Genomic DNA, 22,308 nt, shown 5'->3' with positions numbered 1-22,308 from the left:
AAACATTTTAATGAAACTAGTTCTATACTTTGTGTAACAAATTCCGGCAGCGAGGTAGCGCTATGGCTATCACCACTGGATTATCGGGTAATGAAATTTATTGTTTAGCAGAAAAAGGCTATGCCCCCGGCAATATTGTGGTTGGAAATAGTGTTCACTCCCTAGGACTTATTCGTAGTGTGGGTACCGGATTGAAAGCAATGTTGGGCGGAGAATTAACTCAGATTACCCGCTTGATTGAGGATGGTCGAAAAACAGCTTATCAACGCCTGCTGCAGGAGGCTGTCAATTACAATGCTACAGGTGTCACAGGCGTCGATAGCCAACTTATTTCTCATGGCGGTAATGTTGAATTTTTAGCAATTGGTTCCGCCATTCATGCCAACGGCACAACCCCAGCTAATAAATTTTCAACTTCGGCAGACGGTCAAGAACTTTATGCGCAATTGGATGCAGGCTTTAAGCCCATTTGCTTTGCCTTTGGCAATGTGGCCTATTCGATGGGAATTGGTCGAGGTCTTCTCGGCAGTTTAAAAACACTGGCTCGAGGAGAAATTAAAGAATACTCTAATATTTTCAACCATACCCGCCATTTAGCATTAGGTCGTATCATTGGTCATGCTAAAGAGCATAAGGCAAATGCGGTGCTTGGCATTAAAACCACCATTCTTCCTTTCGGCGGCGTTAATGAAATGTTGATGCTGGGCACTGCTTCCTACCATCCAAAGTTACCAGGTGACAAATTTAATGAGCCCATTAGCAGCGATATGACGAATATTGAACTGTGGAACATGATTAGCAAAGGCTACATGCCTCTGCGTCTGCTGCTGGGTACTTCTGTGTATTCTCTAGGCATGATTGGCGGTATTACTTCAACTATTAAATCTTTTGTGCGCGGCGAAATTAATGAATTAACCCGTTTAATATATGATGCCCGTGAAAATGCCTTGGCCATCATTAATGAAGAAGCCAAAGCAATTGGCGCGGATGATGTGATTGGTGTGAAAACTTATGTGTATCAATTGGGGAATGGCTTAATTGAATTTTTAGCCATAGGCACGGCGATTAAAAAAACCAGTAGTCTCACGACAGAATCAAGTCAGCTTCCCCCCCAGGCAATCATTGTTGATAAAGACACCTTCTATGATTCAAACGTTAACAACAGTTTAAAGGTTAATATAAATACGGGAAATAAACCCATTAATAAAGGTTTGGTGTTTGTTTATATTCCCGTCCTTATCCTGCTTCTCTTGTTGCATTTATTTCTTAGATTAATGACTGATTAAAAAGGGGTTAGTTCTGCTCCACCAACCGTTTTACTTTCTCTACAAAAACAGGTCCTGGATCATCCTTATCCGTTTGATAATTAGGATCTCGTTCCAACCAAAGCGCGGTGTGTTTGAAATTTAAATAATCCCTGTGGCCAATGACATGGCTTATAGCCGGATATTTTTTCTTTAAATGACACACTAAAAAGGCATTGGCTTTCACCTGAGCCTCAGTCAAGTCATCTATACTGTTTACACCACCTATATTTTCAATACCAATGGCATAATGATTTAGTCCTATAACATGTCTTGCCATCCAGTTTTCGGGCATCAATTGATAGATAGTACCATCGCGATCAACTACAAAATGACTTGACACATTTAAATTGCCGGGCAACTCTTTAAGACGTGGTGAACTTTGCGGAAAAACAGCTGGATTAAATATACGAAATGTAGCCTCAAACGTAGGGATGCATGTCCAATGTAAGACAATCATTTTTGGTTCAATTTCAATCGACTGCGAATCAATCCCATAATGGGTTAGCTGGTATTGCCGGGTTAAGGCAATACGCTCTTTGTCGAATTGGATGGGTGCTTGATGAATGGTTTGAGCATCCTGACAAGAAAAAGCATGCACTAGTGAGTTTAGTAGTAATAAAAACAGTATAAAAATTTTCATCTTTATTTTTTCAATACCATGAAATAGGCCGTCACGTAGTTGGGTAGATGACGAGTTGCTTTATAAAATGCGTCTCGCCCAGCATAACTTCCTGCTAAAAAATCAACCTGATATAAATTATGTTGAAAAGCCCCACCAGTATCCGCCAAAATACCAGCTCGTGTCACTATTTTCCCTGTCTCATCCAGGTACTGAATCATTAAAATTTTACCCAAGCCTAATTGTTCAAGATCCGCTGCAAAAGTAACTTCAGTGTTCACTGTAATTTTATGTTCCGCGTCTTTACCATAGCCTTTAATCCCATCCACCGCTTTAAAATACCAATAACGCTCTTGCTGGTAAGGGTTTTGGGCTTTCTCATAGGGTATATTGTTACAGCGATGGACATTGAATGTTTTTATATGCTGCTTGCCAAAATCCGCGATCACTGTCCCCTGCATTAAAGCAGCTTCCAAATCATCCCGACTTAGATAAGCAAGTACCGGGACTTGTTTTCTAGTTAATGCCCCTTTTAATATGGCTTGTTTTCCATAATGGAATCGCAGTAGCGCAGGGTTTGCCTCTGCGTCCTCAAGGGTCAATGTTCCTTCATCTTTAGGCAAAGCATGTAGCGCAAAAGGATAGGTGGCATTAGGTGTCTTTGAAGCATTGGCCCGATGAACGTAATATTTGGTCATTAAAATTTTATCATTCGGTAACTTTGCAAGTAATGGTTTGGTTAATTTAAGCGGTTTGGTTTGCTCCACATCTGGATACCAACGAATGAAATCAAAATGTTGTTCTACAAAAACAGGATTGTTTAATTCCTTTTGATGCTGACAAATAAATCGCAACGTTGCTTTAATACGTGCAAGTGGAAGCTTAAAAACCCTACCCTCATGAATCACCCGTGGGTCATAGTGCTCCCCTTTATTTAAATAGGCCAGGGTCTCTTTGGCGGTAGCACATAAGGCAGAGCTATTGATGGCATAATGAGAAGCAGGCAAAGGTTTTGCAGGTGAAAAATGAGGTTGTGCAACAGCTTGCGAAATAATTAGTAAATTATAAACAGCAATGATTGGCAAAAATAAAAATTTGTTCACTATCAAATCCAACTAAAATTAGGCATAAAAACCATTTGTAAATACTCTTCTGCTCCAGCTGCTATTTTACCTGTTTGAATTGGATAATGAAATTACGTTGTGATCTTATAGGAGCATGTGGGTTTGGCTAGTCGACAATAAGCCCACCAACATACAATAAAAAGCACATGTAGCCACCTTGTTGGCAAATCCTATAGCCTAATGATTTGGATGTTCGCCCTTCGAGGGAAGAGGGGAACTATTTTGCCATACCTGATGATGTTTATTATTTTTTTGCGTTTTGAGGTGATCCTCCTACTGGCCCTAATATACCGACACGAACACCATTTTCGTCACAGCCCAGCTCAGTTTGTGGTGTGCTACTACCTCCTGAAACCTTATTTAACTGCTCTTTTGCAATTTTTTTGCCTTTGTTTTGTCGGGAAATTTTTGCAGATTTTTTCATGATAGGCCCTTATAAGAGAAAGCTACTTTTTAAGAGTAGCACAAAATTATACCAAAATGATTAAATAAGGACATTAACTTTGAATTTTGCCATCCACGATATGAATAACCCTGTCAGCCATGGCTGCAAAAGTAGGTTCATGCGTAACAACTACGACAGCACGTTGTTGTTGATGAGCAAGCGTCCTTAAAATCGTTTGCACGTTTATACTTGAGGCGGTGTCGAGATTTCCCGTTGGCTCGTCCGCCAAAATTAACTGTGGTTCATTGGCGAGCGCTCTGGCAATGGCTACGCGTTGGCTTTGCCCCCCAGAGAGTTGTTTGGGAAGTTTATGGAGCTGTTCTGCCAAACCCAAACTGACTAACAAATTACCAGCACGCTCTTTAATAGCCTCTTTCGACAGTTTCCCTAAACGCTGCATAGGAAGCATGACATTTTCCAATGCACTAAATTCCGGAAGCAAAAAATGAAATTGGAATACATAACCAAGCTTAGCAAGTCGCATATCAGCCAATTTATCCTCGCTGTAGTTGGCTGTATTTTCTCCCAATAACCATAATTTCCCTTCAGTTGGCCTATCCAATAAGCCTAATAAATAAAGCAAGGAGGATTTACCAGAGCCCGAAGGACCTGTAACTACTACAAATTCGCCAGCCTCTATTGCAAGGGTGATGTCACTGACCAAAGTAACAGGCACTTCCCCTGTTAAGCGTTTCGTCAATTGTTCAGCCTTTATTAATACTGACACTAGAGGCCTCCACGCAAAATATCAATGGGCTGAACCAAGGCTGCTTTGCGGGCAGGAAGCAAGGCTGCAATGATGGCCGCAGTCATTGCAAAAGCCGCAGCAATTAAAAACTGAAGATAACTCCAATCCAAGGGCATGGCAATTATTTCCGTACTGCCGGGAGGCTTAAATTTCACCTGCATTAGGCTATACATTAGGCCACTGCCCAACGGCAATCCCAGCAAACAACCGACAAGGCCAAGCAATATTCCCTGGATAACAAAGATAAGCTGTACATCACGCTTATGAAATCCCATCGATTTAAGAATCGCGATATCGCGATGTTTTTCCATGACAACCGTGGAAATCACATTATAAATACCAAATGCGGCAACAAGGAGTACTGCGCTTACTACGCTATACATAATAATATTACGAATAACCAATGTGTTGAGCATGTCCTCTGATTTTTCTTGCCAGGAAATAGTTTGATAACCCACTTGCTTTTCAATGCGCGCAGCTAATGCATGCGCCTCATAAGGATTGAGTAATTTGATGACTATATTGTTGGCGCGATGGGTACGGCTCAATAAAGCTTGGGTGCGCTTGATACTCACAAAAGCTTGACTTGCATCAAAATCTGAACGACCAGTACGAAAAATACCGAGAATTTTAAAAACTCGCACCTGCCCTGTGGGCGCTGTTACCGTAATATTGTCATTTAATTTTAATGACAACTTACGTGCTAATTCACTACCAATCACAATACCATCGGGATTTACTAGCAAATCATCAACTGTCCCTTCAAGCATATAATTTTCAATGGTTGAAACTTTTTTTATTTCCTCTGGGACCATACCGTTTAAGGTAATAGAGACGTCTCTGCCGGCAAAACTGACTAAGGCTTGACCTATTAGAACGGGTGAGGCAATGACATCCGGTAGGGTATATAAATAAGTCATTATTTGCTCATAACCACGAATCCCACGTGTCTCGGTCATGGGTTTTACATTACGAATTTCGATAACACCCTCTTTGTAAAATTGCTGCGCAGGTTGCAAGCGAGGGTTCCTGTATTCATCCACAATGGTAATATGAGGTGAATTATCAACAAGACGACGAATAAAATCTTTTTCTGAACCTTGCATTAACGAGGAGATTGTTAAAAAAAAAGCTACACCCAAAATGATTCCCATCAGCGATACTATACTTTGTCGTTTTCGAGCTAATAAATGTCTTATTGCAATACTCAAAAATAGTTTCATTCTCTTTCCTGCTCGACAAGAACAGTATTGACACGTTCCCCTTGTTTTAATGCAGGCGTGGGTCGTAAAACAATCAAATCCTCCGGCTTAACCCCCTGTAATATCTCTACCTGTTTAAAACCTTTTGCGCCCAACACAACAGACGACTGAATAAGCCGCCCCTGCTTTACTCGCCAAATTTTATTTTCTACAACAGCAGTCATCGGCAGCAATAAGGCATTTTGTTTCTCATGCAAAATAATATTAGTCTCTGCTGTCATGCCAATTAATAAAGGTGTTTTTTCTGTAAAACTGATACGCACACGGTAACTACGGGCAATCGGATCGCCTTTTGGCGTAATACTTTGCACTTTGCCGTTAAAAATGCGCCCAGGGAAAGCATCCGCGCGTATTAATACTTTCTGCCCTACACGAACCTGGGCGATGTCTTCTTCATCAACTTCAGTGGAGATGCGCAAAGGAGCGCAGCAGGACAACCAGAAAACAGCCTGATTGGCAGGAATTAATTGTCCTATTTCGCCATCGCGACGAATAATGCGACCATCAGCAGGAGAAATAAGCTGTAAATACTTAATTTGTGCTTCCACACCTTGCACAGCGGCCCGCGCGGCATTCCATTCCGCAAGTGTCCTGTCGTATTCATCTTTTGATATGACCCCTTTTTTAACTAAAGCAGCATTTCGTTCATGACGTTTTTGCGCCAGGGTTTCTTTTTCCTTTAACTCAAGCAACGAATGCCGTAACTGAGCATCCTCCAACTGAGCCAATACTTGTCCTTTAATCACGTCACTGCCTTCATCCACATTTAATTTAATTAAACGGGCAGATAGATGAGTAGAAATAGGTAACATGACCGTTGCCTCAACCGTCCCTGTGGCATAGGCAGCTTGCACGGCATTTCCATAGACAGGATGAACAACCTCTATTGTGTCCCGCGTTAGCAATGGCAGGCCAAACCACCCACTAATTAGCAGAATCAATAATACGACTGTTGGCCAAAAAAATTTTCTCATAAATTCATAACTGTTGAGTACAGCACCCTTACTGACTTTCTCTATAGATTAACACTTGGTGAAGGAAATGACAGTGACCTCACTCTAGTGCAGCTTTAAGGCATTCTTAAGATTTTCTCACACTCGATGCAAAGAAAATATGCAGGGCTGTCTTGTTCAGAAGCGAAATTTTAATTTTTTATTCCAGGAACAGAAAAGCGCTGTCTATCCTGTAAGCGAAGCGCCGTTAATTCGCGTCCCCATAAACAACCTGTATCAATCGCATAAAGCGCGGGATCCGGAGATTTACCCTCCAAAGCAGCCCAGTGACCAAACACTATATCCGTCGGAATCGGTTTGCGCCCAGGAACTGCATACCAGGGGAGATAATTTGCAGGAGCAGCTCGAATTGTGCCTTTATAATCAAGAAGCAAACAACCCTTTGCATCGCAAAAGCGCATGCGTGTAAAATAATTGGTAATCACTCGTAATCGGGCGATACCGGTTAAATCATCAGCCCAACAAGCAGGCTTATTTCCATACATGTGATCAAAAAGATAAGTATAATTTTCACCTGCTAACATTAACTCCAATTCACGTGCATGTTGTTTCGCTTCGGTTAAATTCCACATCGGAGGAATACCCGCATGGCACATGACGACATTTAATGTTGCATCATGGTATAGAATAGCCTGATTACGCAACCAGTGTCCCAGTTCTTCGCTATCGCTAGCAGCTAATACTGCATGTAAACTATCATCAGGATTTTTGCGAGGATGTCTACCAAATAGCTTATTCAGCAAATGTAAATCATGATTACCTAAGGTGATGCGTGGAGTAATTGGTAGGTTTTTCACAAAGCGTAGCACTTCAAGGGATTGTGGTCCGCGATTAACCAAGTCACCTACAAACCACAATCGATCATTTTTGTCATCAAACTCGATATGCTCAAGTAACCGTTGCAGAGGCTCATAACAACCCTGAACATCACCAATGGCATAATCAGGCACCGTTAGTAACTCCTGGCTTTAATAAGGAAGGTACTGCTGGTGTTGTAACAGCTTGCCATTTTCCTGTAGCATTTAAGTGAGGAATCACACTTAGTTGCACATTAGGAGGTTGGCGCGTCAAATGACTGTGTGATTGGGATTGATAAATAAGCTCCGTGGCAGAAATAGTACTATTTTTTCCGGTGGTTAAATGATGAAGTTGTAATTTTGCTGGCAACGCTACCGCATAATCAGCAAAAACAATACCGCTATGCATTTGTTGAGTATGACTTTGTTCAAAACGAGAATGAATACTGCCATCGGGTGCCAGGCGATGTAATCCTAGTGATAAAAAGCCATTCTGCACGGCTTGCCAATTTTTATATTCAGGATGCTCTCGTACGAATAACTTAAAAACATCAGGCGACATTAGCATGCCACCAGGAACCATAAATAAGGGCGCTTTATTAACCATAATGCGACCACTATCCAGCGCCTTGGTTAACCATTGAATAAATTCCACACCCATTTGTTGCTCAATTTCTGCAACAGATTCAGGTACTCCTCCCGCAAAAGTACTTACCCGACCATAACGCCCGCTTCTTGCACCATAATTTCGTACCATCATTTGGTTAAAATAACGCTGCAGGGCGATAGCGTTTGCTCTTATAAGAATAGCACCAAGGGTGCCTGCACCTTGCAAATCTTCATTAAGTAAAGCAAGCCACACAGCTAGCACTTGTGGATTTGAAGCTATCCAGGCAAAACCACTGGCTGGCATCAGTAGTCGTGCCAGCAAAAGATTAAGGCGACGACGAAATTCTTCATCCGTTTCTTTTTGAAATTTATAGCTGTAATGGCTACCAATAGCCACCAAACTTTCTAGCAGAGGGTTCCACTGTTTAAGAAATTGACCATGGTTATCATAAAGTTCAATCGAAAAATCGATTTGTAATTTAGCGATGCCCTGCAGCATAGCGGCAGAAAATAACGCATACTGCCACAATTTTTGCTCTTCAGATAATTCTGCCTGACCTTCCTGAATAATATAGTGTTTAAACAGGGACAGTGCGGCTTCAGTACGATTTAGTGCATGATCCAGAAACCCGCCTGGCTGTGAATAATAACTGTTTGCAGTTTCAGGTAAATTTTGACAATGATTCACAAAATTATGCATAAGACTTAAGCACAAACTATCGAACCGCGCTTCTTCTAAAGCACTGACCTCACGAATTTGTGTAATCAATACTTTTCGCTTGTCTTCGGCCAACAAAAGTGGGGCTTGAACGATACGTGTTAAGTCGCGCAGAGATTTAACATTTAGCGACTTCGCTTTTTTTCCATAACGGTGGAACAAATCAACCTCCAAGATCAGGCATGTACTATTAATTTTACACTAATTGATCATAAATTTCGCTATTCGTATAAATTCATCAATCCTTATCTGCTCAGGACGTGAAACCGGATCAATACCTAATTCAGTCAGCTGTGCTGCACTGAGTACAGACTTTAAATTATTAGCCAGTGTTTTCCGTCGCATGGAAAAAGCTTGAGCCACTAATGACTCCAGTACAGTCAACTCCACCTCTGGATAAGGAGATACTCGATACGGTGTCAAGCGTACAATGGCTGAATCAACCTTTGGCCTCGGATAAAAGGCTTCAGGCGGTACATCAAACAAATAGTCCACTTCACAACGATACTGCAACATAACACTCAGCCGTCCATAAGCCTTAGTACCTGGTTTGGCACACATACGCAAAACGACTTCTTTTTGTAACATAAAATGCATGTCGTCAATAAATGGGGCGTAGTCCAGCAAATGTAACAGTAGGGGCGTCGAAATATTATAAGGTAAGTTCCCGATAATCCGCACCTGTTCGCCCCATTGACTGTAGTCAACAGTCAATGCATCACCCGCAATTAAATGTAATTTATTAACAGCCGCAGGCATTGATTGCAGATGAGTCTGTAAATCAGTATCAATTTCAATGGCGATTACATGGTTTAATTGCCGTAATAAGGGTTCAGTTAATGCACCAAGTCCAGGGCCAATTTCCACGACCTTATCTTTTTCTTGCAAATTGAGCGCGCTCAAAATCTTATGAATAATAGTTTTATCTTGCAAAAAATTTTGGCCAAAGCGCTTACGGGGCTGATGCTTCACTTTGTTTCACCTAAAACAAAGCAAGAATTATATCAAACTCTTTTGCAGGGACTAAAGTAATTCAACCATTATTTTTATAAATTTTTACCCTGTCTTTTCCTGCCTGTTTAGCCGCATAAAGAGCCTGGTCTGCGGCTTTAATTATATCATCAATAGTAGCACCATGTTTTGGTGCTTCTGCTACCCCAATGGAAATTGTTATTTTGGCTAATTGTTGGTTTTTATAAGTAATGGGCGTGTCTTTTAATAGTTCACGGAATTGATTAAGTTTTTTCGCAGCAGGCTCAAGAGTAGTATTTAATAATGCGACAACAAATTCTTCACCGCCAAAGCGAAAAGCAATATCACTATCACGAAAATTTTTCTTTAACAGTTGCCCCAGTAATTTAAGTACTTCATCCCCTGCCAAATGACTATAAGTATCATTAAAATTTTTAAAATTATCAATGTCTAACATAGCAACGCATAAGGTATTTTTTTCACGAGCAAGCCTTATCAGCTCTCTTGAAAGTAAATCATTTAAATAGCGGCGATTATATAAACCTGTTAAAGGATCATGTAAAGAAAGTTCGTTTAGTGAAGTGCGCAAATTAATATTGGCCAGTGCCAGTTTTACAATATTACCAAAGGCAATTGCCATATCCTGTTGATGCTGTGTTAACCGTCTACCCGCAGGGGCAAATAAATGGACAACACCTATCAAGTCATTTTGTACAATCAATGGTATGCCAATATAACCTCCTGAGGGAGGTCGAAGGTAATGATTACATGGAATACTTTTTTGTGGATTATTCACACAAATAATGTCAGCTTCTCGAATTACAAAGCAATCCAATGGCAAGCTTGTCTTGGCTAATAACCGCTGTTCTCCCCATTGCAGCACTGTTTCCACCTGATTAATCGTTTTATTAAATACCATTAATCCCCCACTTAAACCCGGAAATAAATCCTGAGCCACCAAATGGATCCGAGGGTATGCTTCTTCTGCTGAGATACAAATCTGCAGCGAACGATTCAGTTTATTTAATAAGCTTTCATCGTGTTCCAGTAACTTCAACTCATTCAATGTCTCTAAAGTTTTTTCATTAAGTTGACGCATCTTCTCCTCATTTTGAATGCGATCACTGACATCTTTCATTTGTAAAATAAAATTAATAGGTTCACCTTGCTCATCGCGAATAAGTGACAGACTTACCATAGCCCAAATAATGCTTCCATCTTTACGAATAAAACGCTTCTCCAGATGAGAAATGCGCATTTCTCCTTTAAGAATTTTTGACATAGACTCTTTAGTGATGATCAAATCATCATGATAAGTAATTTGTAAAAGATTTTTATCCTTTAACTCCTGATCGTTATAGCCAAGAATATCTTGCAGAGTGCGATTAGCATGAATACAGGTCCCTTCCGGTGAAACGATAGCCATTCCAATTGGCGCATTTTCAATGGTATTGCGAAAGTTTTCTTCACTGCGCTTCAAATCAAGTAGCAAATTTGAGCTATATAGCTCCAGATAAATTGACTTCAGTAAAAATTTATTCGCCCCGGCGGTAGCAAAAATTACCAGGGAAACATAAAGTATGACCGCTAAAAATAAAATAATTGAAAGCGAGGCAGTAATGGAAATGGATAATAAAAGCATAACCAACCATATTGGCGTCATGAAACTTAAATAAGCGCGGTGATAAGTTAACAGCTTAGCGGCAGGAGCCCCTAATAAACCGGTTAAATAAACAAAAATAACCACACGTACCAGTGGGTCATTCACATAGAGAAATAACAATCCTCCCAGCGCCCATAAGATACCGGATTGAAGATTATTTAAAATAAAATAATTTTTCCAAAAAGCACGGTGTGACAGTGTTGGCAGTTTATTTTCTCGATTATAGTAAAATATCATGATGAATCGTGAAGCATTATTGACCACTATCATCAAAACCATCCAGCTAATTACCATCATTGGATGAGAGACATAGGGCCATAGGAATACTGTGTAGAGGATTACTGCAAAGAAATCAGCCAAAATAATAAAATGAAAATTTTTGTAGGATTCTCTAATTAATTTCTCTTCTATTTGTGACTTGGAAACGCCGGGAAAATCCATTCTTTGTTCCTCTTCAGTATTTAACGGTATTGCCTCGGTGAATGCATTCGGCTGTATTAACTAGTCTTGTCATTATTTTATAAACTATAGCAGTAAGGCCATGGGACGTTTTTCGGAAGCTTAACCCTTAGAACAAACCACAGCGGAGTTTTTTAATAGATTGATCGTTTTGACCACATATTTAAAGCCTATGCATGGTTTTACGTTGGTCTAAAGCGAACCAACTTGCTTGTTTGCTTAATATCTCGATAAGTGCTGGGTAAAATTACCTATCCATTGTAAGTACACTTCCAATTACAATTCGACCTGGTTTTTCTATTGATACTCAACGTATGCTAGCAAATAAACAAATACTTATTAAAGCACAAAGCTCCCTCGCAATAAAAAATTATCTTATCAATCAATTAAACTCAGTTTCCCAAAGTGATAAGCATCGTCTCTTTAAATATGCTCTGGCTTTTATATTAGGATCAAGCTTGAAAATTAATCATCTTTTCAATGAGAAACCAACTTTTAAAAAATCTTACTTGCACTCGTTTTACAATTGTTTTTTGCTGTTGGAGTATGAAGCAACGTCCCATGCTTCTACCTATCCTAATATCTTGGAAATTATTCGTCGCTGTCAGACGAGTTTACTACTTCATTTTAATAGACGTTATCGATTACTTTTAGAATCTCCCGAAAACTTACTTAAGTATTGGAGAGAGGCAGTAAATCAGCTGGAGTATTTTACAGCCGACAGAATAGAAAAAACGATATTAAAAAAAATCGCTGATCGTTGCCAAATTGAGCTATCGATAGAACTCATTAAAGAAGACAAAATAGCTATCAAAACCTTTCGCTCCTTTGGGAAAGCGTCCGTGAGTAACTATCTGCATCGTATGGTTATTGAAGCTATTTCCCAAAAATCTGACGCGAAGTTAATCTTTCCTTTGCATAGCTCTTCTCAATATGAACTTAAGCATATATTCGTTAAAAATGATAATGGCATTATTCTTGATGCGCTTCATGTTTCTAAAATAGGTGTTCACTCCAAAACTGTGGTGTTAATGCAATTTGCATCAATGCGACCTGAAGAGTTTTATTTGTTTTATAATTTAGAAAATTACTATAAATTATTTAATACCGATGTAGTTTTTATAAAAAACAGAAACGCCAGCTCTCGCTCTTCTCAAGCCGCACTTCATTCCGCTGAAGTGGCTCAAGATATCATAGCCTTTGTTAACCACTATAAAAAACAAGCTAATATTGTTTTATATGGCATGTGCGGCGGCGCACCCCATATGATTGTTGCAGCTGAATCTTTGTGTAAACAAAAAATCCCTTACAAACTAATTGTCGATCGCTTTGCTAGCAGCTATAGCAATTTCTATCAACTACATACTGTCGTAAGATTTTTATGGTTTAATACACATTTTATTAAAGATAGACCGGATGTAGGGAAACCTAAAAAGTTCCAAGCTTTGGCGATGTTTTTTTTGCTCATTACCCCCCTGATGTTAATACTTTCCACTCTTGCCAGACCTCTATTTAAATTATCCAAAGAAACAATTAACTATGGCAATATTGTTCGCTCATTACCGGAGTCTGATGTTTTAATTTTACAAGGCAAGGAAAAAAAAGAAGTTGATGATAATGCTTTATCAATCGATTTCGCCATCCCAACAATCAACAGCTTGCGTTATGCTGTGAAAGATCTACGCCAGCTTAAAAAAAATACTCTATTCATTTTACAGCAAAAAAGCTTAAATCTATCGTTGCATTTTGCCACCGATTATTTTGATTTAACAATCGTGTTTACCCGTTATGCCGATTTTTTTAAAACCTGCTTGAAACTAATAAGTAATGAAAAATTAACATTAGACCCAAAGCCCGCACAAATTACCGATATCCATTCACAGCATCTTTTCGCATTAACTACTCGTCATCACTTACCAGTTAGACAATTCGTTACTGGATTTTTTAAACCAATACCTGTCACTGTGAATTTTGATTCCATTCCTATCTACGAAACAGGCTTAATAATCAATGCACTCCCACCATCCGCCATAACCAATACCGATGAAGTTACTGCGGCAGAAGAGCTTTCTTCTTTTCTGCAAATAGTAAATGATAACAGTACATGGCTTTGCCGTATGGCTGATCGCGTGCTTGCTACCTATGAAGAGAATATAGGGAAAACAATAGAACGAATGTTAGAAGCACCCTTATTTCAATCCTTGGCAAAAGCGCATCATTCCTCCTTTATGCGAAATTCCGGGTAACAAGCAGCTTTCTTAAATACATCTCTGCCTACGTCCCGCGGCTTTGCCCTTCCAATTAGCCTTAAGTTTTTCTTGACATTTTAAAAGGATGATAAAGGTTTTCACCGAACCGTTCGTGCTGAGGAGATGCGCTAGCATCGTCTCGAAGCATATATCAGGAGCAAGTCACGTGCATTTATATTCAAAATAACTCATCGGCACCTATTAAAGGAATGATTCTAAACAAAACATTGTCCATGACATTCAATTCTGCCTCGACAATAAATTTAACTTTTCTCTCTTTCCAGGATAATGTTTGAATTATACTTGCCGCCACCACAGATGGCTCATCTAAGTTATTAAGTTTTACTTCAGTTATTCCACCACGGATGCTTGTACTAATAGGACAACAAATAACGAGACCAGTGGTATTATTATAATCTCTGGATGATAAAATTAAAGCCAGACGGTACTTCCCTATCTCTTTCCCTTTCGTTGGTTCAAAATCCATCCAAACAATATGATTACGCTCTGGAATATATATTTTTGTTATTATTCACCTAACTCACTTGCCAGAGGAGGTACGACTAAATCAGCGTGAGCCAATGCAGGTGTTAATCCTTCTAATAGTTGTGATTCACTAAAGGGAAATGAAAACGCTTTTCTTTCTTCACATTTTATTACAGTAAATCCGGTTTCATTAATGTCTACCTCAACCATTGTACCTTCTTGAAAATGTGGAATATCACGCATTACTCCCGCAACACGTAATGCAAGTCCATTCCCCCCATTTTTGAATTTTTGTCTGAACTTTCATTTCAGTCTCGTATATACAATGTATATACGCTTTTCAATTATAAAATTTTTAGCAAAATTTCTAATTAAACCAGTTATTATGTATCAAATAATTCCGAAGCATATCAGTTAAATGCTTTTATATTTCGGCTCTCCATTATTAGCTTGAAACCAGGAAATCTTGAAACGTTATCTTTTTTTTGAAAAAGTCATCAACTTGAAGGTTAAACTTTTTAAGTGAGTTATACCTTATACTAATCCAAAACTACTAATGCAAAGGCAAACATCAGTACAACATATATTGACTTTCGATTGCCTCTTTAAGCAGCGGGCTCAAGTCACAGATAAAACGATAGGATTTGCTCCCTATGGCGCCTATAAGCAAACTAAATATGGAGATGATGGAGAGGGTTGGGATGGCGCTATACACACTATCGTCTACAAGAGTCGTGCAATGCTTAAACGAGTTATTATAATCCCTCATTTTGATGGGATTCGGTTCCCTCATTTATATTAAAGTCATTCACATTCTGGTTCGATATTATTCTGATCCAGACTGTCAAGTTTATTAAATTATGCAAAACGCGGAAAATAATGCCTGTCCTGAAATGCTTCGAGACGGCGCTGCGCGCCTCCTCAGCACGAACGGTTCGGTGAAAACCTTTATCATCCTTTAAAATGTCAAGAAAAACTTAAGGCTAATTGAAAGGGACAAGCAGCGGGACGTCGGAAAGTAGAGCTGGACTGCGTTTTCGATGTTACATCCTCGCCATTCCTAAATACTGTATAGCCGGCATAAAGAAAGAGCTTACAAAATATTAATTGCAATGGTTAAATAGAAAGAACATGCTAACTTAAGCTCATCAAGAGAAGAGTCATTTCATCATGCTGAATCATTTGTTAGAACTTCGCCGTCGTGCTATCTATGTTTTAAGTTTTTTTGTGTTATTTTTTTGTGGATTCTTTTTCTTTGCCAATCACTTATTTCAAATCCTGGTCACTCCTTTATTGCAGGCTTTGGGAACTCATGATTCATTAATTGCGACACAGATTACTTCCCCAGTACTAACACCACTTAAACTTGCTGCGAACGCTGCAATACTTTGTACCTCACCCTTTATTTTGTTACAACTTTGGCAGTTTATCGCTCCTGCATTATACTATCATGAGCGTTATAACTTGCGATTTTTTTTGTTAATTAGTTTGGCTCTTTTTTTATTAGGCTTATTGTTTTGTTACTACATTGTACTGCCTTTCATGTTTCAATTTTTTGCTCATGCTGTTCCTTCTGGTGTGCGATTGCTACCGGATATAGCTTATGCTTTAGACTTTATTACACGCATGTTAATGGTATTCGGCTTTTGTTTTCAAATCCCGTTATTGAGCCTTATTCTGGTTCGGTTGGGATGGGCAGATCTTGCTTTACTTAAAAAAATTAGACCTTATGCCATTGTAGCGGCCTTTACCATTGGAATGTTACTGACACCACCCGATGTCTTGTCACAGATTATGTTGGCCGTCCCACTCTGCTTACTTTATGAATTTGGTCTTCTTTTAACAGCCTTCACCCAAACCTCCAAGCTTAGGAAAATGGTAGCAACCAAAGAATGAGACTGTTGATTAAACGTTGGAATACAATCACCAGTACCAGTACCAGTATTACCAAGTATCTATCCAGATAATAACTAAAACCCGAATAAGCCGGCACAAAAGGCTCTTGACCCTGTAGCCAACGATTAACCGCACTACAAACCGGTAGATATAAAATGGCGACAATTTCTATGAATATTCGCGCTTCCATAAAGTTACCCACCAGCAATAGCATTAAAAAATAGACTAAAGCGACATAACGTAGCGGGCGATACTGCCAAGGGATGTAGTCATAAAACGCAAACCAGAATAAAGGCAATCCAGAAAAGCAAAAAATAAATAATAAGAGGTGTTCTTCTGCAAATAACCAGGCCAGATTGACTTCAAAATGAGTATAGTGAGAGGCTCGATAATGGAATTCTACAAGGGTTCCTGGAAAATCTTGAACTAACCACAGAACGATTAACCTGGCTATTCCATAAGCCAAAATTGACAATAATAGCGGTTTAATTATCACGGATAATCGTTGCCAATGAAGCGCAGGAATAAGCAAGATCAATAAAAAACTACTTTCTCGATTAAAGGTGGCTAAAAATACTAAAAGAACAAAGTATAACCATTGAGTACGAAGACAACATAAAAAACCAACCATCATAAAAAGAAGCGAAGAGGTATCATAGGGATAATAAACTGTAGCTTCTCCTGCAATGGAATAACGATAATTTACTACAGTAACCAGCGGTAGCAATAAAATGAGTAGCCAACTTAACACTTGCGCTTGACGAGGATTAAACTCTTGTTGCAACAATTTTATCAGCGTCAGATAAGTCAAACTAATTGTGATCAACTCAAGTATTAAAAATAATTCATTTATTTCTAAGGGTATTAAAAAATTAATTCCACGTGCCAGTGCTGGCATTAACAATCGTTGACCGAAAGGTAAACGAGCAGAAAATTCAACTAATTGTTGGAAGGTTGCATCAATGTAACGACCAGTCAGCTTGATATGGAGAAAAGTATAGCCAATAAGCAATATAATCGTTATAAACCGTAGTTTATACGCTCGCAAATCCTTTTCCATCCGCTTCATGATTTTCTATTCAAGATTCATCGAGGCTAACCGATATTAACCATAAAAGGCAAGAACTGGCCAAAATATGGAGCAAATGATGAACAAATACGCAAAATTCAATGTAGGTGACTGCGTGATTCACAAACAGCAGGGATATCGTGCCGTAATCATTGACATTGATCCATTTTTCCAACCGTCAGGACGTATTAATCCCCAAGTGCACAAACGCGAATTCGCAACACGTAATCCCTGGTATCGACTTCTGGTTGATGAGAGTAGTCAAATGACTTATGTCGAAGAATGTCTGCTGATTAAAGATTGCAGTAACCAGACCATAGATAATCCACATATTCGTCACTATTTACACGAAAATCAGGGCAACTACCACAGCAATAGTCGCCAACATTAAACCATTTTAAGTATGTCTTACCATAAAGACCAATAAAGCGACAAAAGCGATTAAAATTAAAGCCAGCATTCCCATGGTAGCAAAACTTTTGCTAAAGTTCTCGCGACTAAATTGCTCAGGACGTCCTTTAATAGCTCGATATAAAATCCAGACAATAAGTCCAGCGCCGATAATCCCAAGAATTTGATACAGCGTCTCCATTATTCTCCCCTTTTCATTTCTTCAAAAGCAAATGCATCTGAAAATAACTGCTTATGTGGAACTCCATGCGCAAGCAAAACATCGCGTATGACATAAACCATGTCAAATGGCCCAGCAATAACTATTTGCCATTGTTGGAGATCATCGCGATGATGATCAAGAATCACAGATGCTAATGTTTCCTTACTGGTATTGGAAAGTAAAGAAAAATAACGAAAATGCTCTACATGCGCTTGCCATTGCATCACTTTTTCATCCATGTATAAATCACTTTGCGAGCGAGCCCCCCAGAATAATTCAAACAACCGTTTATCACCTGTAGCCAACAATTGTTCAATCATGGCTTTAATCGGGGCAAACCCTGTTCCTCCCGCAATGAACAAAATAGGTCGCTTTGGAGAAAGTTTATCTAGATGACAGTTGCCTTGAGGAACGCGGATTTTTACAGCACCATGTTGCTTAATTTCACTCAAGAGTTGTTGATTAATGACATTATCCTGGCTATGACGAATATGTAATTCGTACTGGTGAGAGCCTAAAGGTGCATTAGCAATGGAATAGCTTAACTCACCACTATGAGTAATGATTTGTAAATATTGTCCCGGTTGATAATCAAAATATTTGGCAGGTTTTAATATGATCTGTAAAATACTGTCTGTCAGTGGTGTAATCCGCTCGACCTGAGCAGTGATTGGTTTGTTCATACCTCTAATCCCAACTCTGGCCAATAGGCTTCAACTTGTTGTAATACTTCCTTTGTCATAACAATTGGCTTCCCCCATTCTCTTTGAGTCTCCCCAGGCCATTTGCTGGTGGCATCCAAACCCATCTTTGAACCCAATCCAGAAATTGGCGAGGCAAAATCAAGGTAATCAATTGGCGTATTATCAATCATCACTGTATCACGTAGTGGATCCATTCTTGTCGTAATGGCCCAAATAACATCTTGCCAGTTTCGTGCATTAATATCCTCGTCACATACAATTACAAACTTGGTATACATAAATTGTCGCAGGAAAGACCAAACCGCCATCATGACTCGCTTTGCGTGCCCTGGATATTGTTTTTTAATGGTTACCACAGCCAATCGATAAGAACAACCTTCCGGAGGTAAATAAAAATCAACAATCTCAGGAAATTGCTTTTGCAACAAGGGCACGAAAACTTCATTAAGCGCCAAACCCAAAATAGCCGGTTCGTCAGGAGGACGTCCTGTGTAGGTACTGTGGTAAATGGGCTTATCGCGGTGAGTGATACGCTCCACTGTGAAAACGGGAAAGGATTGGACTTCATTGTAGTAGCCTGTATGATCACCAAAAGGGCCTTCGTCAGCTTCCAAGCCTGGTTCAAGATAACCTTCCAAAATAATTTCCGCCGTAGCAGGCACATGCAAATTATTACCAATACAGGAAATAAGTTGAGTACGCTGTCCCCGTAGTATTCCAGCAAAAGCATATTCCGACAAGGTATCAGGGACTGGTGTAACTGCAGCCAATATTGTCGCAGGATCAGCACCTAAGGTGACGGCAATTGGAAAACGCTCTCCAGGATGAATTTCTTGCCAAGCTTGATAGTCCAAAGCTCCTCCGCGGTGAGAGAGCCATCGCATAATCAATTTATTTTTGGCAATAACTTGCTGGCGATAGATACCCAAATTCTCGCGATTTTGATAAGGTCCCTTCGTTGTTACCAAGCCCCAGGTAATTAAGGGTGCTGCATCCCCTGGCCAACAAGTTTGTATGGGCAAGCGGAAAAGATCCACCTCCTCTTTCTCCCAGATATGGGTTTGACAGGGGGCCGAACTTACATACTTAGGCGCCATGTTTAATGCTTGTTTCAACAAGGGCAATTTGGCAAATGCGTCTTTAAATCCTTTTGGTGGCTCAGGCTCTTTTAAAGCCGCGAGTAATTGACCTACTTCTCGTAAGGCATGAATTGACTCTTCACCCATGCCTAAAGCGACGCGCTCTACTGTTCCAAACAGATTAGTTAGTACTGGTATGTCATAACCTTGAGGATGCGTAAAAAAAAGTGCAGGCCCGTCCGCTCGCAGCACCTTATCACTGACGACAGTCATTTCAAGATAAGGAGAGACAGGGTAATCAATATGTTTTAGCAAGCCACGGGTTTCTAATTGAGCAATAAAATCGCGAAGATCGGCATATTTCATAATAGCTATTTAAAAATAGAATTCTACTGATTATCGCACAGGCTGTAATAGACAGAAACAATCCATCCTATAAACTATTCTATAAAATGACGTCCTGATTATTTTAGACAGGGGTAGATTGTGTCGTGACCCAACCTTGCAACCCATGCATTTGCGTTGGGTCGAAAAACGACCCAACCTACTTTATAGAGCCACACCCCTAACAGAGCCACGTCATCCTGAGCGAAGTTTATTAGCCGTTACTCTTGGCGTTTCATTGCTTCAAAAAACTCCGCATTAGTTTTGTGATTTTTCATGCGCTCAAGCAGGAATTCAATCGCGTCGCATTCATCCATGGATTGCAGAATCTTGCGTAAAATCCAGGTGCGGTGTAATTCTTCGGGTGTAAGTAAAAGATCTTCACGACGCGTACCGGAACGATTGATATTAATGGCTGGGAATACACGACGCTCAGCAATGTTACGACTTAAGTGTATTTCCATGTTACCGGTTCCCTTAAACTCTTCATAAATCACTTCGTCCATTTTAGAACCAGTATCTACCAGGGCTGTAGCAATAATGGTTAAACTACCACCCTCTTCAATATTTCGCGCCGCTCCATAGAGACGTTTTGGTCGTTGCAGAGCATTGGCATCAACACCTCCTGTCAGTACTTTTCCTGAGGAAGGAACCACGGTATTGTAAGCTCGCGCTAAACGTGTAATGGAATCGAGGAGTACCACCACATCACGTTTGTGCTCAACAAGTCTTTTCGCTTTCTCAATCACCATTTCTGCAACCTGAACGTGACGGTTGGCTGGCTCATCAAAAGTACTTGCAACAACTTCCCCTTTCACAGAGCGCTGCATTTCCGTTACTTCCTCAGGACGCTCATCAATCAATAAAACAATGAGGTAACATTCCGGGTAATTTTTTTCGATTGAATGGGCAATATTTTGCAGCATTAAGGTTTTACCCGCTTTGGGAGGAGAAACAATAAGTCCACGTTGACCACGGCCAAAAGGTGCGCATAAATCAACAACACGAGCAGTTAAGTCCTCTGTACTGCCATTGCCTTGCTCCATTACCAGACGTTCTGTAGCAAATAAAGGAGTGAGGTTTTCAAATAGAATTTTACGCTTGGCACTTTCAGGTGAATCATAATTGATCTGATCAACCTTCAATAAAGCGAAATAACGCTCATTATCCTTAGGAGGTCTAATTTTACCCGTTATGGTATCGCCAGTGCGTAAACCAAATCGTCTGATTTGACTTGGCGACACATAAATATCATCAGGACCAGCCTGATAAGAACCATCTTCAGAGCGCAGAAAACCAAAACCGTCGGTTAAGACCTCCAAGACACCACCGCCAAGAATATCTTCACCTTTATGGGAATGCGCTTTAAGGATAGCAAAAAGAATATCTTGCTTACGCATGCGGGAGGTATTTTCAGCCCCCATTTCCTGTGCGATGTTGACAAGATCGGCAATGGGCAATTGCTTAAGTTCACTAAGATTCATACTTCTCACTTGATGTGTTGTTAAACGAAATGAATTTTTTCCGAGAAAATTTATTGGGAGGACAGCTTGGGAAGCTGCTGCCTAGAGGCAACCCTAAGTTCGCCAGTATCAACATTCATTTTAGCACAACTGCGCGCTACAGGTATTGGTAGAAATACAGTTGCAAAGTGAATTATGAAAGTGGCGGCCAGAGAAGTAGCCACACTTGAGAGACCAGATTAACACAGTCTCTCAGAGAGATCCACTCTTTTCACCAAGATTAGGCATTACTTTCTACAAAAGCACTTAACTGTGACTTGGTAAGTAAACCCATCTTAACGGCTTCAACCTGACCATTCTTAAATAGAATAAGAGTGGGGATACTCATTACACCGTATTTCGAAGGGGTTTGAGGATTTTCATCAATATTAATTTTTGCAAATACCAGGTTGTCGCTATGACTGGCGGCAACTTCTTCAAAAATGGGTGCTAACGCACGGCAAGGACCACACCATTCAGCCCAGAAATCTACTAACACTGGCTTACCAGAATTTAATACTTCCTGTTCAAAATTGGCATCCGTTACCGTTTTAATATTCGTACTCATATAATCACCTTTATTGATTAAA

General features: G+C 39.9%; 23 protein-coding genes. 5 read left to right on the top strand and 18 right to left on the bottom strand.

What is annotated here, in order from left to right; all coding sequences use genetic code 11:
• The first annotated feature begins 62 nt into the window (after positions 1-62).
• A complete protein-coding gene (locus clem_RS00450; protein WP_094089805.1) occupies positions 63-1,286 on the top strand; it encodes a heavy metal-binding domain-containing protein in 1,224 nt (407 codons plus the stop codon).
• Between the two features lie 7 nt (positions 1,287-1,293).
• Here clem_RS00450 and clem_RS00445 read toward each other — a convergent pair whose 3' ends face one another.
• From clem_RS00445 to clem_RS00400, 10 genes are all read right to left on the bottom strand, one after another.
• Positions 1,294-1,947 (bottom strand): N-acetylmuramoyl-L-alanine amidase, encoded by a 654-nt coding sequence (locus tag clem_RS00445; protein WP_094089804.1) that lies wholly within the window; start codon positions 1,945-1,947, stop codon positions 1,294-1,296.
• Between the two features lie 2 nt (positions 1,948-1,949).
• Entirely contained in the window at positions 1,950-3,011 is a 1,062-nt protein-coding gene (locus clem_RS00440) for a hypothetical protein (protein ID WP_094092224.1), read from the bottom strand.
• Between the two features lie 283 nt (positions 3,012-3,294).
• The gene (locus clem_RS00435) at positions 3,295-3,474 is read right to left on the bottom strand and encodes a hypothetical protein (protein ID WP_094089803.1); all 180 of its coding nucleotides are present in this window, start codon (positions 3,472-3,474) and stop codon (positions 3,295-3,297) included.
• A 73-nt stretch (positions 3,475-3,547) separates the two neighbouring features.
• Complete coding sequence (locus clem_RS00430) at positions 3,548-4,222, bottom strand: ABC transporter ATP-binding protein (RefSeq protein WP_094089802.1); 675 nt, start codon at positions 4,220-4,222, stop codon at positions 3,548-3,550.
• The gene (locus tag clem_RS00425) at positions 4,222-5,466 is read right to left on the bottom strand and encodes an ABC transporter permease (RefSeq protein WP_094089801.1); all 1,245 of its coding nucleotides are present in this window, start codon (positions 5,464-5,466) and stop codon (positions 4,222-4,224) included. The genes clem_RS00430 and clem_RS00425 overlap by 1 nt, the downstream gene beginning before the upstream one ends.
• Complete coding sequence (locus tag clem_RS00420; RefSeq protein ID WP_094089800.1) at positions 5,463-6,479, bottom strand: efflux RND transporter periplasmic adaptor subunit; 1,017 nt, start codon at positions 6,477-6,479, stop codon at positions 5,463-5,465. The genes clem_RS00425 and clem_RS00420 overlap by 4 nt, the downstream gene beginning before the upstream one ends.
• Positions 6,480-6,649: 170 nt before the next feature.
• Positions 6,650-7,468: a symmetrical bis(5'-nucleosyl)-tetraphosphatase gene (locus clem_RS00415; protein WP_094089799.1), complete on the bottom strand. Its 819-nt coding sequence runs from the start codon at positions 7,466-7,468 to the stop codon at positions 6,650-6,652.
• Positions 7,461-8,804 carry a conjugal transfer nickase/helicase domain-containing protein gene (locus clem_RS00410; protein ID WP_198333161.1) on the bottom strand — a complete coding sequence of 448 codons (1,344 nt, stop codon included), beginning with the start codon at positions 8,802-8,804 and terminating at the stop codon, positions 7,461-7,463. Before clem_RS00410 ends, clem_RS00415 begins: the two co-directional genes overlap by 8 nt.
• Positions 8,805-8,843: 39 nt before the next feature.
• A complete protein-coding gene (gene rsmA / locus clem_RS00405; RefSeq protein WP_094089797.1) occupies positions 8,844-9,614 on the bottom strand; it encodes a 16S rRNA (adenine(1518)-N(6)/adenine(1519)-N(6))-dimethyltransferase RsmA in 771 nt (256 codons plus the stop codon).
• Between the two features lie 61 nt (positions 9,615-9,675).
• Complete coding sequence (locus clem_RS00400; RefSeq protein WP_094089796.1) at positions 9,676-11,718, bottom strand: GGDEF domain-containing protein; 2,043 nt, start codon at positions 11,716-11,718, stop codon at positions 9,676-9,678.
• Positions 11,719-12,050: 332 nt separating this feature from the next.
• Here clem_RS00400 and clem_RS00395 point away from each other — a divergent pair, with 332 nt between their 5' ends.
• On the top strand, positions 12,051-13,982 hold the full coding sequence (locus tag clem_RS00395; RefSeq protein ID WP_094089795.1) for a hypothetical protein: 1,932 nt from the start codon (positions 12,051-12,053) through the stop codon (positions 13,980-13,982).
• A 181-nt stretch (positions 13,983-14,163) separates the two neighbouring features.
• Here clem_RS00395 and clem_RS00390 read toward each other — a convergent pair whose 3' ends face one another.
• Positions 14,164-14,472: a type II toxin-antitoxin system PemK/MazF family toxin gene (locus tag clem_RS00390; protein ID WP_198333156.1), complete on the bottom strand. Its 309-nt coding sequence runs from the start codon at positions 14,470-14,472 to the stop codon at positions 14,164-14,166.
• A 41-nt stretch (positions 14,473-14,513) separates the two neighbouring features.
• Positions 14,514-14,714 carry a hypothetical protein gene (locus clem_RS00385; protein WP_094089793.1) on the bottom strand — a complete coding sequence of 67 codons (201 nt, stop codon included), beginning with the start codon at positions 14,712-14,714 and terminating at the stop codon, positions 14,514-14,516.
• A 313-nt stretch (positions 14,715-15,027) separates the two neighbouring features.
• On the opposite strand from clem_RS00385, the gene clem_RS00380 reads away from it, so the two are divergent.
• Together clem_RS00380 and tatC are read left to right on the top strand one after the other, a co-directional pair.
• A complete protein-coding gene (locus tag clem_RS00380) occupies positions 15,028-15,273 on the top strand; it encodes a hypothetical protein (RefSeq protein ID WP_094089792.1) in 246 nt (81 codons plus the stop codon).
• Positions 15,274-15,641: 368 nt separating this feature from the next.
• Entirely contained in the window at positions 15,642-16,367 is a 726-nt protein-coding gene (gene tatC / locus clem_RS00375; protein ID WP_094089791.1) for a twin-arginine translocase subunit TatC, read from the top strand.
• On the opposite strand, the gene clem_RS00370 is transcribed toward tatC, so the two are convergent.
• Complete coding sequence (locus tag clem_RS00370) at positions 16,339-17,436, bottom strand: hypothetical protein (protein WP_232505517.1); 1,098 nt, start codon at positions 17,434-17,436, stop codon at positions 16,339-16,341. The genes tatC and clem_RS00370 overlap by 29 nt on opposite strands.
• Before the next feature lie 79 nt (positions 17,437-17,515).
• Here clem_RS00370 and hspQ point away from each other — a divergent pair, with 79 nt between their 5' ends.
• Complete coding sequence (hspQ, locus tag clem_RS00365; RefSeq protein ID WP_094089789.1) at positions 17,516-17,827, top strand: heat shock protein HspQ; 312 nt, start codon at positions 17,516-17,518, stop codon at positions 17,825-17,827.
• Between the two features lie 6 nt (positions 17,828-17,833).
• Here the strand turns inward: hspQ and clem_RS00360 are convergent, their stop codons facing one another.
• From clem_RS00360 to trxA, 5 genes are all read right to left on the bottom strand, one after another.
• The gene (locus tag clem_RS00360) at positions 17,834-18,028 is read right to left on the bottom strand and encodes a hypothetical protein (protein ID WP_094089788.1); all 195 of its coding nucleotides are present in this window, start codon (positions 18,026-18,028) and stop codon (positions 17,834-17,836) included.
• Entirely contained in the window at positions 18,028-18,732 is a 705-nt protein-coding gene (locus tag clem_RS00355; protein WP_094089787.1) for an NAD(P)H-flavin reductase, read from the bottom strand. Before clem_RS00355 ends, clem_RS00360 begins: the two co-directional genes overlap by 1 nt.
• The gene (ubiD, locus tag clem_RS00350) at positions 18,729-20,198 is read right to left on the bottom strand and encodes a 4-hydroxy-3-polyprenylbenzoate decarboxylase (RefSeq protein WP_094089786.1); all 1,470 of its coding nucleotides are present in this window, start codon (positions 20,196-20,198) and stop codon (positions 18,729-18,731) included. The genes clem_RS00355 and ubiD overlap by 4 nt, the downstream gene beginning before the upstream one ends.
• Before the next feature lie 239 nt (positions 20,199-20,437).
• Positions 20,438-21,700 (bottom strand): transcription termination factor Rho, encoded by a 1,263-nt coding sequence (gene rho, locus clem_RS00345; protein WP_058441321.1) that lies wholly within the window; start codon positions 21,698-21,700, stop codon positions 20,438-20,440.
• Between the two features lie 259 nt (positions 21,701-21,959).
• Positions 21,960-22,286 carry a thioredoxin gene (trxA, locus tag clem_RS00340; RefSeq protein WP_094089785.1) on the bottom strand — a complete coding sequence of 109 codons (327 nt, stop codon included), beginning with the start codon at positions 22,284-22,286 and terminating at the stop codon, positions 21,960-21,962.
• Between the last annotated feature and the right edge of the window lie 22 nt (positions 22,287-22,308).

Source organism: Legionella clemsonensis (assembly GCF_002240035.1).
GTDB lineage: Bacteria > Pseudomonadota > Gammaproteobacteria > Legionellales > Legionellaceae > Tatlockia > Tatlockia clemsonensis.
Note: the sequence above shows the minus strand (reverse complement) of the source record. Positions and strands in the feature narration are given on the sequence as shown.

Bases quoted from the DNA above. Each gene is read 5' to 3' on its own strand.
- clem_RS00400 (WP_094089796.1), bottom strand. From the start codon at position 11,718: ATGGATTTTCCCGGCGTTTCCAAGTCACAAATAGAAGAGAAATTAATT.
- tatC (WP_094089791.1), top strand. From the start codon at position 15,642: ATGCTGAATCATTTGTTAGAACTTCGCCGTCGTGCTATCTATGTTTTA.
- clem_RS00395 (WP_094089795.1), top strand. From the start codon at position 12,051: ATGCTAGCAAATAAACAAATACTTATTAAAGCACAAAGCTCCCTCGCA.
- clem_RS00435 (WP_094089803.1), bottom strand. From the start codon at position 3,474: ATGAAAAAATCTGCAAAAATTTCCCGACAAAACAAAGGCAAAAAAATT.
- clem_RS00370 (WP_232505517.1), bottom strand. From the start codon at position 17,436: ATGAAGCGGATGGAAAAGGATTTGCGAGCGTATAAACTACGGTTTATA.
- clem_RS00450 (WP_094089805.1), top strand. From the start codon at position 63: ATGGCTATCACCACTGGATTATCGGGTAATGAAATTTATTGTTTAGCA.
- clem_RS00380 (WP_094089792.1), top strand. From the start codon at position 15,028: ATGCAAAGGCAAACATCAGTACAACATATATTGACTTTCGATTGCCTC.
- clem_RS00355 (WP_094089787.1), bottom strand. From the start codon at position 18,732: ATGAACAAACCAATCACTGCTCAGGTCGAGCGGATTACACCACTGACA.
- clem_RS00390 (WP_198333156.1), bottom strand. From the start codon at position 14,472: ATGGATTTTGAACCAACGAAAGGGAAAGAGATAGGGAAGTACCGTCTG.
- clem_RS00420 (WP_094089800.1), bottom strand. From the start codon at position 6,479: ATGAGAAAATTTTTTTGGCCAACAGTCGTATTATTGATTCTGCTAATT.
- trxA (WP_094089785.1), bottom strand. From the start codon at position 22,286: ATGAGTACGAATATTAAAACGGTAACGGATGCCAATTTTGAACAGGAA.
- ubiD (WP_094089786.1), bottom strand. From the start codon at position 20,198: ATGAAATATGCCGATCTTCGCGATTTTATTGCTCAATTAGAAACCCGT.
- clem_RS00445 (WP_094089804.1), bottom strand. From the start codon at position 1,947: ATGAAAATTTTTATACTGTTTTTATTACTACTAAACTCACTAGTGCAT.
- clem_RS00385 (WP_094089793.1), bottom strand. From the start codon at position 14,714: ATGCGTGATATTCCACATTTTCAAGAAGGTACAATGGTTGAGGTAGAC.
- hspQ (WP_094089789.1), top strand. From the start codon at position 17,516: ATGAACAAATACGCAAAATTCAATGTAGGTGACTGCGTGATTCACAAA.
- rho (WP_058441321.1), bottom strand. From the start codon at position 21,700: ATGAATCTTAGTGAACTTAAGCAATTGCCCATTGCCGATCTTGTCAAC.
- clem_RS00425 (WP_094089801.1), bottom strand. From the start codon at position 5,466: ATGAAACTATTTTTGAGTATTGCAATAAGACATTTATTAGCTCGAAAA.
- clem_RS00360 (WP_094089788.1), bottom strand. From the start codon at position 18,028: ATGGAGACGCTGTATCAAATTCTTGGGATTATCGGCGCTGGACTTATT.